10 protein-coding genes are annotated in these 13,758 nt (G+C 70.5%); 5 read left to right on the plus strand and 5 right to left on the minus strand.

Features of this window, described 5'->3' with window-relative positions; genetic code table 11:
- Window positions 1-40: 40 nt before the first annotated feature.
- Genes Pla133_RS13125 through Pla133_RS13135 form a run of 3 tightly spaced genes read left to right on the plus strand, consistent with a single transcriptional unit; the run spans window position 41 to window position 4,373 of the window.
- Window positions 41-1,366: an ABC transporter permease subunit gene (locus tag Pla133_RS13125; RefSeq protein ID WP_145065933.1), complete on the plus strand. Its 1,326-nt coding sequence runs from the start codon at window positions 41-43 to the stop codon at window positions 1,364-1,366.
- Window positions 1,363-2,169, plus strand: a complete 807-nt coding sequence (locus Pla133_RS13130) for an ABC transporter ATP-binding protein (RefSeq protein WP_145065935.1) — start codon at window positions 1,363-1,365, stop codon at window positions 2,167-2,169. The genes Pla133_RS13125 and Pla133_RS13130 overlap by 4 nt, the downstream gene beginning before the upstream one ends.
- A complete protein-coding gene (locus Pla133_RS13135) occupies window positions 2,166-4,373 on the plus strand; it encodes a CPBP family glutamic-type intramembrane protease (RefSeq protein WP_145065936.1) in 2,208 nt (735 codons plus the stop codon). Before Pla133_RS13130 ends, Pla133_RS13135 begins: the two co-directional genes overlap by 4 nt.
- Here the strand turns inward: Pla133_RS13135 and Pla133_RS13140 are convergent.
- The 3 genes from Pla133_RS13140 to Pla133_RS13150 all read right to left on the minus strand — a co-directional run bounded on the left by Pla133_RS13140 (window position 4,295) and on the right by Pla133_RS13150 (window position 7,397).
- Window positions 4,295-5,248 (minus strand): DMT family transporter, encoded by a 954-nt coding sequence (locus Pla133_RS13140; RefSeq protein WP_145065939.1) that lies wholly within the window; start codon window positions 5,246-5,248, stop codon window positions 4,295-4,297. The two genes, Pla133_RS13135 and Pla133_RS13140, sit on opposite strands and share 79 nt — an antisense overlap.
- A 289-nt stretch (window positions 5,249-5,537) precedes the next feature.
- Complete coding sequence (locus Pla133_RS13145; RefSeq protein WP_145065941.1) at window positions 5,538-6,029, minus strand: RrF2 family transcriptional regulator; 492 nt, start codon at window positions 6,027-6,029, stop codon at window positions 5,538-5,540.
- A gap of 516 nt (window positions 6,030-6,545) precedes the next feature.
- Window positions 6,546-7,397 (minus strand): alkaline phosphatase family protein, encoded by an 852-nt coding sequence (locus tag Pla133_RS13150; protein ID WP_145065942.1) that lies wholly within the window; start codon window positions 7,395-7,397, stop codon window positions 6,546-6,548.
- 73 nt (window positions 7,398-7,470) lie between these two features.
- On the opposite strand from Pla133_RS13150, the gene Pla133_RS13155 reads away from it, so the two are divergent.
- Window positions 7,471-10,116: a sulfatase gene (locus Pla133_RS13155; protein WP_145065943.1), complete on the plus strand. Its 2,646-nt coding sequence runs from the start codon at window positions 7,471-7,473 to the stop codon at window positions 10,114-10,116.
- Window positions 10,113-10,847 carry a metallophosphoesterase gene (locus Pla133_RS13160; RefSeq protein WP_145065944.1) on the plus strand — a complete coding sequence of 245 codons (735 nt, stop codon included), beginning with the start codon at window positions 10,113-10,115 and terminating at the stop codon, window positions 10,845-10,847. Before Pla133_RS13155 ends, Pla133_RS13160 begins: the two co-directional genes overlap by 4 nt.
- Window positions 10,848-11,026: 179 nt before the next feature.
- Here the strand turns inward: Pla133_RS13160 and Pla133_RS13165 are convergent, their stop codons facing one another.
- Together Pla133_RS13165 and Pla133_RS13170 are read right to left on the minus strand one after the other, a co-directional pair.
- A complete protein-coding gene (locus tag Pla133_RS13165) occupies window positions 11,027-12,439 on the minus strand; it encodes a GDSL-type esterase/lipase family protein (RefSeq protein ID WP_145065945.1) in 1,413 nt (470 codons plus the stop codon).
- Between the two features lie 325 nt (window positions 12,440-12,764).
- On the minus strand, window positions 12,765-13,637 hold the full coding sequence (locus tag Pla133_RS13170; RefSeq protein ID WP_419191493.1) for a Clp protease N-terminal domain-containing protein: 873 nt from the start codon (window positions 13,635-13,637) through the stop codon (window positions 12,765-12,767).
- Window positions 13,638-13,758 lie beyond the last annotated feature (121 nt).

The following is a 13,758-nucleotide window of genomic DNA, read 5'->3' on the forward strand; positions in this document are numbered from 1 at the left end:
CTCGCCTCCCCGCCACCCCCCTCGGTTCCTTTCACTCGGCATGCCCCCCCTGCTCCGCGCGGCGTTGCGAATCGCCGCCAAGGACCTCCGCAGCTGCCTGCGGGACCGACAGACGATCATCTACGCGGTGGTCCTGCCGCTGGCGATGTACCCGGTCATGTTCTGGATCATGCTCCAGGCCCAGATCCTGATCGAGGGTAAGCGCAGCGCCCAGACCCTGTCGATCGCGGTGTTGGTCGAGCAGAGCGCCGCCGAGCGCGCCGCCGAGCTGACCTCCGACCTGGGCCTCGATACGGACGCGACGAGCTTCGAGGCCTGGGCTCCGCTGGAGGTGCTCGGAACGAGCGAGCCCGATCTGGCGGCCGCCGCCCGAGAGCGCGCCAGGACCCTGCTCGAGCTCGATTCGCCGCCCGACGTGATTCTCGCCGTCTATTCGCCCGCGGGCGAGCAGCCGACGCTCGCGATCCTCTACGACGGCGCTCGCGCGCGTTCCACCAACGCACGGGAGCGACTCGAGCAGAAGCTGGCCGAGTTGGCCGAGGTCGCCCGCGACGACGCCCTCGAGTCGGTGGGTACCGACCGCAACGAGCTCGCGGGGCTCGAGTTTCGACCGGTCAACCTGGCCACCGGCAAGGAGGTCGGGGCCTTCATCGCCTCGATGTTGCTGCCCATGATGATCGTCGTGATGGCGGTCATGGGCGCCTTCTACCCTGCTGTGGACTTGACCGCCGGTGAGCGCGAACGCGGGACCGAGGAGACGACCCTGTTGCTGCCCGTGCCGCGCACCGCGGTGCAGCTGGGCAAGCTCTTGGCCGTCACGGCCATCGGCGGACTGGCCTCGTCCATGAATCTGCTCGGCATGGGCGTCGCGGCCGGGCACCTGCTCGGGATGACCGGGGCCGGCGGCCTGGACTTCCAACTCGATCCCCTGGCGCTGCTGCTGGTCGCGCCGCTGGTGCTGATCTTCGTGCTCTTCACCAGTGCGATCCTGACCGCCATCGCCTCCTTCGCGGAGACGTTCAAGCAGGGCCAGTCCCTCTTGGGCAGCGCCCAACTCCTGTTCATCTTCCCGGCCATGGCTTCGAGCCTGCCGGGGCTCACCTTGACGCCCGGCATCGCCGCGATTCCCGTGGTCGGAGCCGCCGTCGGCTTCCGCACCATCCTGCGCGGCGGGCCCCTGGGCGAGCTGCCCTGGGGTGGCCTGGCCCTCTGCGCCCTGGCCATGGTGGCCTACGCGACTCTCGCCGTGCTCGTCTCCGTGCGTCTGCTCAACCAGGAGCTGCGCACCGGCGGCAGCACCTCCGTGGTCGCGCGACTGCGCGCAGCCGTGGGCCTCACGGGCGGTGGGAGCCGCCAGATCCAATGACGTCCATCGATCCCCAGCGGCCCGCGGCCGAACCCGTCAAGGGCGAATCCGCCGTGCGCACCGAAGCCCTGACCAAGCTCTACGCCGACGCCAAGCGAGGCGAGGTGCGCGCCCTCGACGGCCTCGACCTCGATTGCAAGTACGGCGAGATCTACGGGCTCTTGGGCCCCAACGGCGCGGGCAAGTCGACCACCCTGCGGATCCTGGCGACCATGCTGGCCCCGACCTCGGGTCGCGCCACCGTCGCCGGGTACGACGTGGCGAGCGATTCCTTGGCGGTGCGACGCAACGTCGGCTTCCTCTCGGCCAGCACGGGCCTCTACCCGCGCCTCGACGTGCGCGAGACGCTCGAGTACTTCGGGCGCATGCACGGCCTCGAAGAGCGCGCCCTGGCCGATCGCATCGATGAGCTGATCGAAGCCTTCCGCATGGACTCCTACGTCACCCGGCGCTGTGAGCACATGTCCAGCGGCCAGAAGCAGCGCGTTTCCATCGCGCGCGCGGTGCTGCACGACCCCACGGTGCTGATCCTGGACGAGCCCACCACCGGTCTCGACATCCTCTCGACCAGCGACATGATCGACTTCATCGCCTCGCGCAAGGACTCCGGGCGCTGCGTGCTGTTCAGCACCCACGTGCTGTCCGAGGCCGAACGCCTGTGCGATCGCATCGGGATCATCCACCACGGTCGCCTGCTCGGCAGCGGCACCCTGCCCGAGCTGCGAGAGCGAACGGGCGCCGAGTACCTGGACGGCATCTTCCGCGCCTTCGTCGAGGTCGACGAGCGGGCCCACATCGCATGACGACCAGCTCCCGACCCGGCGCCGGGGGAAGTGGCGCGAGGGCCAGCGGTGGACGCAGCGTCGTCGCCCTGGTGGCGCGCGGCGAGCTCCTGCGCCTGCTGCGTGATCGCAAGGCGGTGTTCTTCGCGCTTGTCCTGCCGCTGCTGCTCTACCCCCTGCTGTTCTTGGGCTCCGAGAAGCTCGGGCAGGCCTCCGAGCGCCGCATGGAGGACCAGAGCGTCGCCATTGCCGCGAACCTGGAGGCTCTCGATGGGGACCTGCGCCAGCAGTTGCTGGACCGCCTCCCCGCCCCGGACGGCGCCACCTTCTCGATCGCCGACGAGTTGCTCGAGGGGCTGACCGACGGGGCGGCACCCGAGGCTGGAGCTGTTGGCGAGGATGCTTCGAACGCCGGTGGCGACGACCACTCGGGCGAGGATGCCCAGCGCGAACGTGCGTCCGAACTGCTCGAGGAGCTAGCGGTGGACCTCCTGCTGGTGGCGCGCCCTTCGGACTCGGAGGGCTCGCCGCCGGTGATCGTGGCCTGGTTCCGTCGCAACGACGAGTCCGGCATGCGCGCCAGCCAGTTGATTGGCAGCGCTGTCTCGGACCTCTCGACGACCCTGTTCGAAGCCCGCCTGGTCGAGCTGCTCGGCGTCGACCCGGCCCAGTCCTTCGCGGCCACGAGCGAGGACGTGGCCAGCGTGGCTGACAGCGCGGGCCTGGCCCTGGGCAAGCTGCTGCCGTTGATCGCCGTGCTCGTGGTGCTCAGCGGCGGCGCCTTCGCGGCCCTGGAGGCCTTCGCCGCCGAGCGGGAGGTCGGCACCCTCGAGACCCTGCTGGTGCAGCCGGTCGAGCGCATCGACATCGCCCGCGGCAAGCTGATCGCCGTCCTGGCCACGGGCCTAGCGGCCTGGATCGGCAACGCGGCGAGCTTGATCGCCTGTGCCGCCGGCGGATTGCTCGCGACCATCGACGAGGGTCTGGCCGACGCCCCCGTGGCCGTGCTGATCGGGCGCGTGGGCCTGGGCACCGTGATCATGTTGCCGACGATCGCCCTGATCGCGTCAGTGCTCGGGATGGTCTCCGCCCGCGCGCGCAGCTACCGCGAGGGCCAGAACTACATCCTGCCCCTGACCCTGGCCGGCATGGCCCTGGCGTCGCCGGCCGCGGCGGCGGACGTGGTGTTCGATCCGCTCCTGGCGCTGATTCCGGTGCTGGGGCCGTCCTTGGCCATGCGGGATGCACTCGCCGGTTCCCTGGCGCCAGTGCCGGCCCTCGTCGCCCTGGCGAGCTCCGCCGTCTACGCGCTGCTGGCCCTGCGCGGCATCGCCAACACCCTGGACGCGGAACGCCTGCTGCAAGGGGCCGACGTCGACGCCGAGGCGGGCGCGCGCCGCGCCCACGCACGCCGCGCGATCCTGTGGGGCGGCGTCGGCGTCGGCGCGGTGCTGCTGATCGGATCGTGGCTGCAGTCCAAGGACCTGGTCTGGGGCCTGGTCGCGACCCTCTGGGGCCTGGCCCTCGGCATCGCCCTGTTGGCCGCGCGCGACCTCGGCAAGAAGCTCGACCTGCGACCTGCGGCCGTACTCGGCCTGACCGGCGGGAGTCCGGTGGGCGTTGGACTCGGCGTCTGCGGTGCCCTACTCGCTGGGCCCGGTCTCGGTCAGATGGCCGGCAAGGTGCTCGAGCTGCAAGAACGCGTGCTGCCCATGCCCACTGTGGACGCGGGCGCCATGGAGCAGGTCTTCGCGGCGCTGCTCGATCGCCCCTTGATCGTGGCCCTGTTCCTGGTGGCGATCAGCCCCGCCATCTGCGAGGAACTGCTGTTCCGCGGAGCGGTCCTGACCGGACTGCGGCGAGATTTGAGCGTGGGCAAGACCCTGGGCTGGCAGGCGCTGCTCTTCGCCCTGGCCCACGGCTCGGTGCACCGGCTCGTGCCCACCGCCAGCCTGGGCCTGATCCTCGGCCTCTTGCGCTTGCGAACGGGCAGCATCCTGCCCTGCATCGCCCTGCATGCCAGCTACAACGGAGTGCTCGTGGCGGCTACGCAGATGGATCCCGAGGGCCGCGCCGCAAGCCTGCTGCAACACCCGGCCTGGATGCTCGCCACGATCGCCGGCCTGGCCCTGGCCCTGTTGCCGCGTCAGGCCGCGGTGGAGAGCACCACGCCCACGACTCCGACGAAGCCCAACGCTGTGCCCACTGCCGATCGCCAGCCGTAGCGCTCCCCCATCCGCAGCCCGATCGGCAAGGCAAACAGCGGCGTGGTCGCGAACAGGATCGCCGACACGCCCGGCGACAGGCTCCCGAGCGCGAGGCTGTGGAGCGGCAGGTTGAGCACGGCCCCGACCAGGATCGGGGGCAAGAGCAAGAGCAGCGTCGGCCGGTGACCGAGCCCGCCGACCAGCTGGGTCAGGCTGCGGCGCATCCCGCCGCGACCTCGCAGCCCTCCGAGCGCGATCGCGATCAAGGCCGCCCCAGCCACGCCGCCGACCAAGCGCAGCACGGTGCCCGGTAACAGGTCGACGCCCTCGAAGCCGCGACGACCGCTGACGATCGCGAAGGCCTGGGAAAGGGCAGCGAGGGAGGCCAGGCTGACGCCCACGCGCTTGTCGCGGGCCGTGGCCAGGTTGCCCGACCCACCCCGGTCGGAAACCACCAGCGCGATGCCGGCCAGGGCCACCGACATGGCGACCAGAGCCTTGGGCGGGAGCGACTCGCCATCGAACAGGAAGGCCAACAGGGCCGCCAGGGGCGGGATCAAGTTGACGCTCATCGCGGCCAACTGCACCCCGCAACGGGGCAGGGCCGCGAAGTAGAGGGCGTCGCCGATGGCGAAGCCGAACAGGCCGCTGAGACCGAGCCAGCCCCAGGCTGCGGTGCTCGGGATGGCCCACCCCGCCGCAGCCCAGACGCAGGCGAAGACCACCAGCGCGACGGTGTTCTTGAATAGGTTCGCCGCGACGGGCCCCGCGTGGGACTTGCCGCGCAGGGCGCGGGCGAACTGATGCGACGCCAGCGCCCAGCCGGCAGCCGCGGCCATGCCTGCGGCGGCTCCGGCGATCGCGGTCGAGTTTCCCAGCACGGCGTCGGGCATGGCGGCGAAGCGCGTCGAGATCGCGGAGCGGAGGCGGATCGATCGTGCAGCGCGAAAGGACTCGGAACGTCGTCGCCGACCCACCGTGTCAGAGCGACATCGCCGCCCGCCCCCTGCAGCGCCACCCTAGTGTCCTGGATCAGAAATTCGGCGTCACTGCCCGGAGGTCCGATCGATGCTGGCTAGGCGCGCCGACGACGCGTATCCGCTGCGATACTCGGAGGAGGCGCTGGCGACGCCAGCGGCGATCGGAGCCCGGGAAGTGACGCCGAATCTCTGATCCAGGACACTAGCGATCGCTCAGGTGCAACCCCGCTCCCAAGGGCCCCGAGCCGCCGTCGGTCGGAACGGGCAGGGGGTAGTGGCTGTCGGGTCGCTCGGCCGCGAATCGGGAGAGGTCGTCGAGCGACGTCTGTGCCAGCACACCCAGGTACTGGTCGCAGGCCGACTTCCAGTAGTGGTGCAGGGGGCAGGCGCGTTCGTCCGTGCACTCGGCTTGACCCAGCATGCACGTGCGCACACGGGCCAGGTGCTCCTGGGCATCGACCACCTCATAGAGGTGGATCTGCTTGGGATGGCGCGCGAGTCGGAAGCCGCCGCTGCGGCCGCGCTGGCTGTGCACCAAACCTCGCGCGACCAGGGGCTGCAGGATCTTGGCCAGGAACGGTGCCGGAATGCCGAGGCGCTCACCCATGTCACGGGCGAGGTGGAAGCTGCCCTCTTCCTGCATGGCCAGGAAGGTCAGCGCTCGGATTGCGTATTCGCTTGCTCGGGAGATCAAGGGCGGCCCAACCGGTGGTGTTCGTTAGCTAGCTAAGAAGACGATTTTGTCCGTTGAGCATAAGCGGAAGACCCCCCGCTGTGTCCAGCGAAGGGTCTTCAGAAGTGTCTCGCGGCTGGCTGACCCCGATGGGCCTCGGAATTCGGGGGCCGACGTTGACGGCGCTGCTCGGAGGCCACGCCGTCGAGGTCTTGACCCGGCGAAGTGTTCGAGCGACGCCGAGTATCGGCCCCATCCGGGGCCGTAGGACTCAGCGGTTCTTCTTGCGGGCGCGCAGGAACTTGCCGGAGCCCATGCCGATCTTGCGGACGCGGCGACGACCGCGGGTCGGTCCACCGGACTTGGTCTGTGATTTGGCCATGGGATTGAGTCTCGTTGCTGGGGGCTGGCTGGCTGTTGGCGGGCCTGCCCGCCGATTTGAGCCGCAAAGTCTCGCAGCTCGGCACGCCTGGGGCAAGGGCGCAGACCCTCGCTGGGCACCTGGGGGGCTCATTTGCGGGCTCATCCGACCTCAACTCAGTGAGCCCGCCAGTGCTCCAGACGCCGCTGGCCGTTGCGCCACACCGCGAAGAGGCGCTCGATCGTGTCGGCCTGGCCCGGGGCGCCTGGGGCCAGATCCCGCGGCGCGAGGCTTGAGCGGGCGGGATCGACGAACATCCGCGGCCAGTCGGGCTGGGCCGGCGGCGCCGCCGGCCGGTGCAGAACCAGGCCTTCGACCACCACCGCCTGCCGGTCAGCCGGAACGTCGGGAAAGAACGTCTCCAGCACCAGCAGCCGCTGGTGCCGAGCCAGGTCCGGCGAGAGCAGGTCCGCCGACCGGTCGCGGCTGGTCCAGGGCGCCCCCACCGCTGACGCCAGGGTGCGAGGGAGGTCGTGGAGGGAGGCCGCAAAGCGCTCGCGGCGGCCCGGCTCGGCCCCGGAGCCGAGGATCGCCAGGGGTACCCGCACGGACCGATCGCGCAGTGGATCGTCCATGGACACGGGACCCGCCAGGCCCGCGACTGCGGCCAGTCGTCCTCCAGGCGCCCCGGCGACCCAGGCCTCGATCCGATCGACCAGGTCGGGATCCGTCAGGTTGGCCCCCACGTGCACCAGGGCGAAGCGCGGCGCCGAATCGCCTCTCCTCAGCCAGTCGAGGGCGGCCTGGAGGTCGCCGTCGGCGCCTGCGTGCTCGAATCCCTGGCCGAGCAGGGGCAGCCTCGCCCAGGACTCTGGGACGAACCAGGCGCAGCCGTAGCCTTGGCTGGCGAGGGCAGTCGCGAGGGTCTCCATGGGTTCGCCGAGGTCGTCGCCGCTGCCGAGCAGGCCCGTGTTGCGCGGCCAGCGGCCGGTCAACAGCGACGCCAATGCCGGCAGGCTGCGGGGCACGGGGGTTCGCGCCGCGGGGAAACTCAGCGCCGAGCCAGTCCCAAGAGGTTGACCACCGGCCTGGCCTACGACGATGAGCAGATCCGCGCGAGGCGCGATCGGCTCGGCACCGCAAGCCGCAGGCAGCGACATCGACAAGATCAACGCGAGCCGCGCGAACGCCGATCCGAAACAGGTCACCACGGGCACAGTGTCGGTCCGGCGGGCCGTACTTGCAGCCCCCAATGCGGCGCGGGTCGCAGACAGCGACCGGCGCCGTTACGCTCCCGATGGCGCAGCCCGCGCCCCCGACCCCATGGCCGACGAGGTCCAGCCGAAAGACAGCCCCCTTACGCCCTTCCCCGTGGTGGCGGCGGTCGGCTTCGCGCTCGGCGCCGCCGCGCTCCACTCCCGATGGCGGGTCGAGTGGCTGGAGCACGCGGCCGGTCCCGCCGACGCCGAGCGAGTGCGCTGGGTCCTTTCCCATCACTTCGGCTCCACCCTGCTGGCGGCCCTCGGAACCTGCATCGCGGCGGCGCTCCTGGCGCGAGCACTGTGGCGCGAACGCGCCGTCGGGGCGATTGTCGGTGGCCTCGCGTTGGCCGGCGCCAGCCTAGGGGTCTGGATGGGATGGCTCGCCGGCCCCCCCGCGCTGCCGCCGACGCTCGAGACCAGGTGGCTGATCGAAGGCATGGGCGCCTCCTGGGTCCTGGGAGTCATCGCCACGGGGAGCGCGTTCAGCCTGGTGCTGCTGGCCCGTCCGCGCGGGGTCCTGGGCGCCCTGCTGGGCTTCGGCGGAGTGGCCCTGTGCGCCGTGGTCTGGCTGGAGCGAGCCGGCGTCGCGGCCGACCCCTTCATGGTCGAGACCAGTCAGGTGGTCCAGAACCTCACCGATGGCGCCGTGAACTGGGATGTCGTCACCCAGCGCGCGGACGGACCCGTGCACGTGGCCATGGTCACACCCGCGCGCGAGAACCGGCTGGACGGGGTCGACCTGCCGACACTCGTGCTGCCGCCGCCGGCGGCGGTGTCGTTCGAAGTCCCTGACGACGACGCGCCCCTGTGGCTCGAGCTGCGGGCCGGCGCCGACGCGGAGGTCGGTCGCGGCGACCAGCCGGCGGTGGTGCGCTGGGAGGTCCGCGTGGACGGCGAGCTGCGCTGGTCGGAGGAACGGATCCTGCTCGACGGCACCCCGGCCCACAAGCGGGTCTGGAGTGTGGTGAGGGATGACGAGTCGGCACCCGGCCTGTCGGTCGAGCCCGGTCAACGGGTCGAGCTCGCCACGGGTCTCGCCATGCCCCCGGATCGCTCCGAGTCCCTCGGTCCGCTCGCAACCGGCTTCGGGCGGGTGCGCCTGATTCGCCGCCCCGCGCGTCCGCTCGAGCAGGCCTCGCCCGATCGACCCAACATCGTCTTCGTGGTGGCCGACACCCAGAGGCGCGATCGCCTCTCGGCCTATGGCTACCAGCGCCCCACTTCACCCAACGTCGACAGCCTGGCGAGGGCCGGCACCCTGTTCGAGCGGGCCTACGCGACCTCGACCTGGACCTGGCCCTCCACCGCATCGCTCTTCACGGGCCTGACACCCTTTGCCCACGGCGTGCGCGCGGCGCCGACGGCCTACCTGGCCGACGAGCTCCGAACCCTGGCCGAGATCCTCAGCAGCGACGGCTACCGCACCGCGGCCTTCTCGGGCAACCCGCTCGTGGCCGCCCGGCGCAACTACGACCAGGGCTTCGAGCGCTTCGACGACGATCCCTTGGTCTTCCGACGCGGGACGCTGCTGGTCGACCGGGCCCTGGAGTGGCTCGACGAGGTGAGCCACGAGCGCTTCTTCCTCTACGTCCACTTGATCGACTCCCACGACCCCTACCTGCCCCTGCCGGAGCAGTGTGAACGCCTGGGCCTGCCCGGGCGGCCGGAGGGCTGGCGACAAGACCAGGAGAATCTGATCCGGCAACAGCTCGTGCTCGCCGCCCAGCGCGCCGAGGACGGTCGTCCAGATGCAAACGAGCTGCTGTCCGCCGCCGATCGCGAAGCCCTCGATCAGCTCTACGACGCGGCCACGGCGACCACCGATGCCCAGCTCGGTCGACTGCTGGATGCCATCGCGGCGCGTGGCCTCGAGGACCGCACCCTGGTGATCTTCACCGCCGACCACGGCGAGGGTCTGCTCGAGCGCGGTCTCTACGGCCACGGCCTGACCCTGCACGAGGAGGAGTCGGGGGTGCCCCTGGTGGTCGCCGGCCCGACCATCGAGGCGGGTGCGCGGATCGAGCAACCGGTCTCCAACCGCCATCTCATGCCCTCGATCGCGAAGCTCCTGGGCCTCGAGCTGCGCGGCGCCCCTGGCAGCGTCGATCTGTTCCACCCGCGGTCGATGGAATCCGGGCCGATCCTGGTCAGCTCCGACCACGCCCTGCGACACGGTCGGCGCTCGCCGACCCACTCACTGCGGGTGGGTAACGAGGTTCTGCACTGGACTCCTACCGCAGACGGCCCGCGGTTCTTCGCCGGGCAGCCCGACGTGGTTCGGCTCTACGACCTCGCCGCCGATCCAGACGCCCTGTTTGACCTTGCGAACCAGCGCCCGGAACGGGTCGCGGAGCTGCTCGAGCTCTTGCGCGAGCGCCTTGATGCCGAGTCCGCCAACGCGGTAGTCGGCGCCCTGGGCACGGGCGAGGCGACGCTCGAGATGCTGCGGCGCGCGGGCTACGTCGAGCCAGAGGAGACGGAATGAGCCAGCTCGGCAGCGGCGGGCGGCGGATCTTCATCGGTGACGTGCAGGGCTGCCGCGAGGAACTCGAAGCGCTCCTGGCCGCCGTGCGATTCGACCCCGCCGGCGACCAGCTGCGACCAGTGGGAGACTTGGTCAATCGTGGACCCGACAACGTGGGCGTGCTGCGCCTCCTGTCGAGCCTCGGCGCGTGTTCGGTGCTCGGCAACCACGACCTGCACCTCCTGCGTTGCGCGCAGGGGACTCGGCGGGTGAAGGGACGTGACACGATCCGCGACGTGCTCGAGCATCCCGAGCGTGGGGCCCTCTTGGGCTACCTCGCTGCGCAGCCCTTCCTGCGTGCCGACGACGACCTGTTCCAAGTCCACGCTGCCCTCGAGCCGACGTGGCGCGATCCGGCGGAGGTGCTCGCGGGGATCGATCCGCTGCAGGTGGACCCGCGCAGCGAGTTCTGCACCCGCGTGCGCTACTGCGATTCGCAGGGGCGTCTTCCCCAGACCGACCGCGACGACCCCGGCGAACCCTTCGCCCCCTGGCACGACTTCTACGACGCCGGTGCCCACGGGGGCCGCTCCGTGGTCTACGGGCACTGGGCCGTGGCCGGCCTGGTCCGCACGAGTCACACCCTCGGGCTCGACACGGGTTGCGTCTGGGGCGGCAGCCTCACGGCCTGGATCGCCGAAGAGGACCGGCTGGTGCAAGTGCCCGCCCGTCGCGTCTGGTCGCGCTTCTGATTCGCGGACACAGAACGAGTCGACCAATCGCGGGGCGGTTCGCTTGCATCCGCGGCGCAGAACGGACGACGGCCGAGCTCAGGGCGTGGCACCCATCGCGCGGACTCCAGCGATCAGGCCCCCGTTTCCAGAGCCCGTTTCCAGAGCCCGTTTCCAGAGCCCGTTTCCAGAGCCCGTGATCAGGACCCAGTCGGCAGACCACGCAGGCGCACTTCGCTCAGCGCCACTTGCGCCTTGGCCTTCTCGCCCGGCGGCGGCGGTATCACCTGCAGTGCGGTGACCTCGAAGCGGACGAAGCTCACGTCGTGCCAGTCGACACTGACCTCTTGACCCGCCGCCCACTGGCGTCCGGGGCCCTGGGTCAGGGGGATCAGACCGCGATTGACCCAGTCGACGCCATTGACCGAGGTGAACGCTTCCACCCGCAGGATGCCGTCCTTGTTGACCCAGGTGTCGTTGCCCGTGGTCACCTGACGACCGTTCCAGAACTCGAGCAGGCTGACGTCCGTGGGCTGGGGCAGGGCGAGCTGGATATAGGGCGCGACCACACTCGAGGGCACCGAGTCGTTGGAGAGGTCGGACTCGATGTCGAACAGGTCCGAGCGCCAGGCGGACTCGCTCAGCTCGTCGAACTCGTGCAGCCCCTCGTACATCCCCGCACCCAGGCCGGACCCGTCGACGGCTAGGTCAGGTTGGTAGGCCCCGAAGAAGCCAGAGGCCGTCGCTGTCACGCCGGTCACCACTGGCTGGAGCACGGGCGGCTGCGGCATGGCCTCACCGAGGGCGACCAGGCCCGCGGCCCACTCGTTGGCCATCTTGACGTAGCAGTTGAAGTCCGGATGGACGTCGGTGCCGTCGCCGCTGACGAAGGTCGGGCAGGCGGTCTGCATGTCGGCCAGGACCAGGCGTTGGCCGGCGCCGGAGAGTTCCGCCAGGAGTTCCGCAAGCCGCGCGTTGTACCAGCGCACGAGCAGGTTCACCGACGGATCGGCGGTCGGGATGATCGCAGCGACCACGGTGGTGATCTCCGGGTCGAAGGCGTGGATCCGCTCGAGCAGGTCGCGCAGGCGCGGGAGGCTCTCCTGCCACGTACCGCCCTCGAACATGTCATTGGTGCCGGCGTGCAGCAGCAGCACCTCGGGCGCGTGCAGGGTCAGGATCTGCTCGATCGACGAGTCCGGCTCGAGCCCTTGGCCGTCGTGGAAGACGAGATCCGCCAGGGTCCAACCGCCGTGACCCTCGTGCTCCGGGTCGGGCAGGAAGACCGGAGAGTTGACCGTGCTGCTGCCGACGAAGTCGATGCTGTCGACGCCAGCGGTCTGGAGCGCCACCTGCAAAGGGAAGCGGTAACCGGCCGTTGCTCCGAAGCCCACGGTGATCGAATCGCCCAGGGGCATCACCCGCACCGAACCCGGCTCGGCTGCGACGATCTTGGCCCAGGTCCAGGGCGCGCCCTGGGCCGTCGGACTTCCGCCGCCATCACCCGCACCCGAGTCGAACGCGGAACCGCCGCCACCTCCACCACAACCGGCGAGCAGCAACGCGCCCGAGAGGGCGAACCAAACGCCCCGTCCGTCGAATATCGAATGCATGGAATCCGCCCCGCCGAATTTGTACCCCATCCAGGCCAGCGAGGATTGCTAGGTCCTTGTACGAGGCGGCAAGACGACTCTTAGAGGTAGGTCAGCCACCCGAACATTCAACGCACGGGCAATTCTTTCCGAACGCACCGGGAGTCGAGGAATCGATAGTCGCCCTGGCAAACGGCTCGCCATCCCGTCGGAGATGGCCGTGGGCGCGGGTCGGGGCGGTCGAACCGGAGCCTCGCACCATTTACCTAGCGCCACTGGGGTCAGCAGAATTCATGGCAGGGGGGCGGGATCGCCCGTCCGCGGCGCCCCTGCTCGCCCCCCGCAATCAGGCCTGAGCGGGCTGGCCAGCGTCGGACGATTCGGCCTCGGACGGCTCGGCTGCCGCTTGCGCCGCCACGTTGCCCGCGCTCTCGGCCCGCAACTGCCCCAGTAGCTCCGAGCGCACGTCTTCCGGACGAAGACCGAGCTTCACGAAGATGTTATGGGTCATGCGATCGGGATCGGTGACCAGTGCCAGCAGGAGGTGCACGGTCCCGATCTGGGTGTGCCGCAACTCCTGGGCCTGCTGCCCGGCGGCCTGCAGCACCCGCTGGGCCGCCGGCGAGAGGGAGCCGCCGCCCATCGGGGCGCCGGCTCGCGCCGCCGGTTGGGCGCCGCCCGCCTGCTGGGCCGCCTGGGCCTTCCGCATGGCCTCGGCCTGGGCCTTCATCTGCTCGTTCTGCGGCAGGGTCTGGAGGTGATCTATGATCGCCTTGCCGAGCGCCTCGCGGTCGCCACTCACCCGCTCGAGACCCTTGGACGCCAGGCCCTCGGGATCCTGCAGGTTGGCCAACAGCAGGTGCGCGCTGCCCAGGGAGTCGTGGGCCATGCTGGTGGCGATCTGCACCAGGACCTGCATGGTCTGCTGACCGCGGGGCGTGAAGGGCAGCTGCTGCGGGGGCTCCTCGACGGTGCCCACCCCGGCCAGCTCGTCGATCGCTGCCACCCAGGCCTCCGCGTCGATCGAGACGCTGTCCACCAGCTTGCGTGCCTGGGCCCCGTCGAGCTTGAGCAGTGCCGTGGTCAGGTGCTCCGGACCGATGGCGTTGCGCTTGGTACGGGCGACCTCGTCCCGCGCGACCTGAACGGCCTGGCGAGCTTCGTCGTCGAAGAGGTCGAAGATGGACCGCTGCTGCGGCTGGGGCTGGGGTTCAGACATGGCTCGGAGCTGGATCGTCGGTGTGCGGGCGGAACAGGTTAGCGAGTGGGCGCGCCGCTTGCCCAGGCGCGCGATGGTTCCCCGCATCGGCCCGTGTCGGGGGGCCGCCCGACCCCGCTAC

The organism is Engelhardtia mirabilis (assembly GCF_007748095.1).
Lineage (GTDB): Bacteria > Planctomycetota > UBA1135 > UBA1135.

Coding starts and splice junctions, on each gene's coding strand:
- Pla133_RS13125 (WP_145065933.1), top strand. CDS start 41: ATGCCCCCCCTGCTCCGCGCGGCGTTGCGAATCGCCGCCAAGGACCTC.
- Pla133_RS13130 (WP_145065935.1), top strand. CDS start 1,363: ATGACGTCCATCGATCCCCAGCGGCCCGCGGCCGAACCCGTCAAGGGC.
- Pla133_RS13135 (WP_145065936.1), top strand. CDS start 2,166: ATGACGACCAGCTCCCGACCCGGCGCCGGGGGAAGTGGCGCGAGGGCC.
- Pla133_RS13140 (WP_145065939.1), bottom strand. CDS start 5,248: ATGCCCGACGCCGTGCTGGGAAACTCGACCGCGATCGCCGGAGCCGCC.
- Pla133_RS13155 (WP_145065943.1), top strand. CDS start 7,471: ATGAGCAGATCCGCGCGAGGCGCGATCGGCTCGGCACCGCAAGCCGCA.
- Pla133_RS13160 (WP_145065944.1), top strand. CDS start 10,113: ATGAGCCAGCTCGGCAGCGGCGGGCGGCGGATCTTCATCGGTGACGTG.
- Pla133_RS13165 (WP_145065945.1), bottom strand. CDS start 12,439: ATGCATTCGATATTCGACGGACGGGGCGTTTGGTTCGCCCTCTCGGGC.
- Pla133_RS13170 (WP_419191493.1), bottom strand. CDS start 13,637: ATGTCTGAACCCCAGCCCCAGCCGCAGCAGCGGTCCATCTTCGACCTC.